Below are 4,959 nucleotides of genomic sequence, written 5' to 3' on the forward strand. Positions count from 1 at the left end.
TAAGTGTATTTTAGTGGTATTCCTTCATGTTGATAAATGGATATTTGTGATAATTTTTGTTTTATCTATCTATAATGAATGAAAGGGGGAAGTGCCCGTGAGTGTAGATTTTGATTTTATTATACGAATCGGTGTTGCTGGCTTGTTAGGAGCAATGATTGGTATTGAAAGAGAAATTCGATCGAAAGAAGCTGGATTAAAGACTCATTTCCTCGTAGCGGTAGGAAGTGCGTTAATAATGGTTGTTTCGAAATATGCCTTTTCAGATATTGTGTTTGAAGAGCATATGTCTCTAGACCCAAGTCGTATTGCAGCACAAGTCGTTAGTGGAGTTGGTTTTTTAGGTGCAGGCACAATTATTATTCAAAAGCAGGCGGTGAAAGGATTAACGACCGCGGCTGGTTTATGAGCTACTGCCGGCATAGGATTAGCAATTGGAGCGGGAATGTATGTAGTAGGCATTGGAGCGACGATTCTCGTTTTAATTGGTTTAGAAATTGTAAGTCGTATTTTTAAGGTGCAATTTTTATTTCCACAAAATATAGCAGTGCAAATGTTTGTAAATAAACATGAAGCGGTACAACAAATATTAGAAACACTACAAGTGAAAGGCATCCCAATACTTTCATATGAGGTGGAAGCTTCACAGCAAGGTACAGAAACTGTTTATAAGGTAGGGATGCAACTGAAAAATATATCGTCAGAAGAAAAGAATGAGTTTATTCAGCATATACAAACATTACCGGAAGTTACATTTATAAAGTTAAAATCATAGTGTTGAAAACGGGGATAGATGTAGCAGGAATTTTGCTATTATCTATCTTTTTTTGATATAAAATGCACGGAAAGTCAAGCGTTAATTTTATATGGAATGGATACATGTGTGAACGTTACCTTATTTTTTCTCAATACAGGACAAAAAGTAAAAATAGTAAAATAATGGAGCGGGACACTAAAAATGTAAGGTAGGGGAGAGCATGAAAGGCTATTCAAAGAAAATGTTAGTAGGGGTAAGTTTTGCTAGTTTAATGTTAGGGAGTTTTCAAGGGGTAAGTTTGGCAGAAGATACTAAGGGAGAGCAAGTTTCTTATCGAAATGTGCTCAAAATGGAGCCAGTCGGTGTACAACTACCAGTACAAGAATTAGCTCATTCATCGAAAGTGCTCGAAAGCAAGTCTTTTGAGAAAAGGTTACAATTTGCCGATTTATCACAAAGACCACCTGAGGTGAAAAAAGAAAGTAAGCAATTAGCTGTAGCGAAAACTTATACAATTGCTGAATTAAATCAATTAAGCAATCAGCAGTTAGTAGATTTACTTGTAACAATTGATTGGGAGCAAATTACGGGGCTATTTCAGTTTAATACAGACAGTCTAGCATTCTATCAAAATGATAGTAGGATGCAGGCGATTATTGATAAATTGAAGCAGCAAGGACAAGCCTATACGAAGGATGATTCAAAAGGGATTGAGACATTAGTAGAGGTATTACGTTCAGGATTTTATTTAGGATTTTATAATTCAGAACTTAGTAAATTAAATGAACGGAGTTATCATGATAAATGCTTACCTGCATTAAAAGCGATGGCTAACAATTCAAATTTCAAGCTGGGTACATTAGAGCAAAATAGAGTGGTATCATCATACGGAAAGTTAATAGGAAACGCTTCAAGTGATGTGGAAACGATAACATCGGCTGCAAAGATTTTTAAACAATATAATGATAATTTTTCTACATTAGTAGATAATCTTTCAGCTGGAAATGCTATTTACGATATTATGCAAGGTGTTGATTACGACATTCAATCGTATTTGTACGATACGAGGAAAGCACCGAAAGATACAGTATGGTATCAGAAAATAGATAGTTATATTAATGAATTAAGTCGTTTTGCATTAATGGGAACGATTACAGAAAAAAACGGTTGGCTTATTAATAATGGCATTTATTATACAGGTAGACTCGGTATGTTCCATAGTACAGGAACGCAAGGGTTACAAGTTGTAACAGATGCGATGAAAATGTATCCGTATTTAGGGGAGCAATATTTCGTAGCTGCTGAGCAAATTGCAACGAATTATGGCGGAAAAGATGCAAATGGTAAAGTAGTGAATTTAGATCAAATAAGAGAAGATGGAAAGAAAAAATATTTGCCAAAAACGTATACGTTTGATGATGGGGCAATTGTTTTAAAAGCTGGAGATAAAGTGACAGAAGAAAAAGTAAAACGTTTATATTGGGCGGCAAAAGAAGTAAAGGCACAATTCCATCGTACGGTTGAAAGTGATCAACCTTTAGAAAAAGGAAATCCTGATGATGTATTAACGATGGTTATTTATAATAGCCCAGCAGAATATCAATTTAATCGTCAATTGTACGGTTATGAAACGAATAACGGTGGTCTTTATATAGAAGGAACAGGTACGTTCTTTACTTATGAGCGTACGCCAGAAGAAAGTATTTATAGTTTAGAAGAATTATTCAGACACGAGTTCACGCATTATTTACAAGGTAGATATGAAGTACCAGGGTTATGGGGACAAGGGAAAATATATGAAAATGAAAGATTATCTTGGTTTGAAGAAGGAAATGCTGAGTTTTTTGCAGGGGCAACGAGAACGGATAATGTTGTACCGAGAAAGAGTATTATAGGAGGATTATCTTCAAATCCAGCAGAGCGTTATACGGCAGAGCGAACGTTAAATGCAAAGTATGGAACGTGGGATTTCTATAATTATTCCTTTGCTTTACAATCGTATATGTACAATAAGAGATATGATATGTTCGATAAAATACATGATCTTATTAGGAAAAATGATGTAACAGCATATGATGCATATCGCTCTACATTAAGTAAAGATGCGAATTTAAATAAAGAATATCAGGACTATATGCAAATGCTAGTTGATAATCGTGAGAAATATAATGTGCCATTAGTATCAGACGATTATTTAGCGAATCATGCATCGAAGCCAGTTTCAGATATTGCAGCAGAAATAACAGCGGAAGCAAAATTGAAAAATGTATCAGTGAAGAAAAATAAATCACAGTTCTTTAATACATTCACACTACAAGGAACATATACAGGAACTGCAGCAAAAGGAGAATATGAAGATTGGAAAACAATTACACAAAACGTTAATGATACGTTAAAACGTTTAAGTGCAAAGGAATGGACAGGCTATAAAACAGTAACAGCATACTTTGTAAAATATCGCGTGAATACATCAGGACAATTTGAATATGATGTTGTGTTCCACGGTATTAATACAGAAGAAGGTGCAGAGAATAAAGCACCAGTTGCAGTTATAAACGGTCCGTATAGCGGAAATGTAAATGAAGCAATTTTATTTACAAGCGACGGATCAAAAGATGAAGACGGGAAAATTACTTCGTATAAATGGGAGTTTGGTGATGGAGCAGTAAGTAATGAGCAAAATCCAACTCACGTATATACAAAAGAAGGAACGTATACGACGAAATTAACGGTAACAGACGATAAAGGAGCAACTAATACTGCTACAGCGACTGTAACTGTTCAAAAGAAAGAAGATAACAGTGTAGAAAAAGAACCGAATAACTCATTCCAAACAGCAAATCAATTGCAGTTAAATCAAGTTTTACGTGCTAGTTTAGGAAATGGCGATACAAGTGATTTCTTTGAATTTAATGTGGAGACTGCTAAAAACCTTCAAATTAACGTAACGAATGAAAATAATATTGGAATGAACTGGGTACTTTATTCTGAAGCAGATTTAAATAATTATGTTACGTATGCTCAGCAACAAGGGAATAAACTAGTAGGTAGTTACTATACGTATCCAGGGAAGTATTATTTACATGTGTATCAGTATGGCGGGGGGACAGGGAATTATACGGTGGAAGTGAAGTAGTAAAAGGGGAGTTATCTTGTTCAATGAATGGAAAAAGGTCTGTACTTTAATGAAAAAACAACTGCAGGCAATGTCTCTAATGATAATAAAAAATTAAGTGTCGCGAGATGTTATATTTATATTAAACCAATCTAATCAGTAAATAAGATAAAATCGATGAACTAGTATTTCATCACGATGTAAGAAAAGTTATAAATATTAAGTGTTTTTAATTGAATTAAACTAAAGGATCAGAGTGTATCTGTAACAATAGATAGGCTCTGATCCTTATTATATTTAATTAACGCATATGAATTTAAGATAATTAATAAGTAAGCTAGCTAGTGGGATTCTTAAAATTCATTTATGTAATTAACTAAACAGAAAATTGTTATCACATTAGCAAGGGATACTAATAGAAAAGCGTGTCCCTTTACCTAATTCACTCTCTATTTCTATATCTCCGTTTAATTCTCTAATAATACTATAAGCAATCATAGTACCAAGCCCAGTTCCTTTTTCTGTTGTTGAATAGAATGGCAAAGCAATTCGTTTTATTTGTTGAGATGACATCCCAATTCCTGAATCAATAATATCAATTATGATATTTCCTTTTACTTTTTGTATATTTATTTGTAATAATCCACCATTTTTCATAGCCTCAATTCCGTTTTGGATGATGTTGTTTAGACAGAGTTTGAATTTTTCGGGGTCCCCATTTATATAAAAGGAATCTGTACTATTTTGTTTGATTTCAACTTTGTATGATAGAGCGAGTGGTGAAATAGTATCTTTCACCTGATTTAAAATGTGATTAATATCTATTTTTTCTTTTAGGGTATTCTGTGGTTTGGTTAAAGATAAATAGTTATTAATAGTAGATTGTATTTGCTGCATTTCAATTAACATGATTTCTAAGTATTGATCCTGAGATAGCTTAGAGGCATGTTTTTCATTTAATAATTGAGTGAATCCATGTACCGTGGTTAGTGGATTGTGGATTTCGTGTGCAATTGACGCTGCTAGTTCGCTAGCTATATAAAATTTTTCAGCCCGTTGCAGTTTTTCTTTCATTTTATATTTCTCA

Annotated in this window: 2 protein-coding genes and 1 pseudogene; 2 read left to right on the forward strand and 1 reads right to left on the reverse strand. The window is 33.8% G+C overall.

Going from position 1 to position 4,959, the window contains the following annotated elements; all coding sequences use genetic code 11:
* The first annotated feature begins 97 nt into the window (after positions 1 to 97).
* Positions 98 to 775: pseudogene (locus ACQGSG_RS26535) on the forward strand (MgtC/SapB family protein).
* A 202-nt stretch (positions 776 to 977) separates the two neighbouring features.
* Positions 978 to 3,893 carry a collagenase ColA gene (gene colA, locus ACQGSG_RS26540; protein ID WP_426948413.1) on the forward strand — a complete coding sequence of 972 codons (2,916 nt, stop codon included), beginning with the start codon at positions 978 to 980 and terminating at the stop codon, positions 3,891 to 3,893.
* 378 nt (positions 3,894 to 4,271) lie between these two features.
* Here the strand turns inward: colA and ACQGSG_RS26545 are convergent.
* Positions 4,272 to 4,959: ATP-binding protein (locus tag ACQGSG_RS26545; RefSeq protein WP_426948415.1), on the reverse strand; the 688-nt coding region annotated here is incomplete at its 5' end.

Source organism: Bacillus sp. GMa5/1, assembly GCF_050172015.1.
GTDB lineage: Bacteria > Bacillota > Bacilli > Bacillales > Bacillaceae_G > Bacillus_A > Bacillus_A cereus.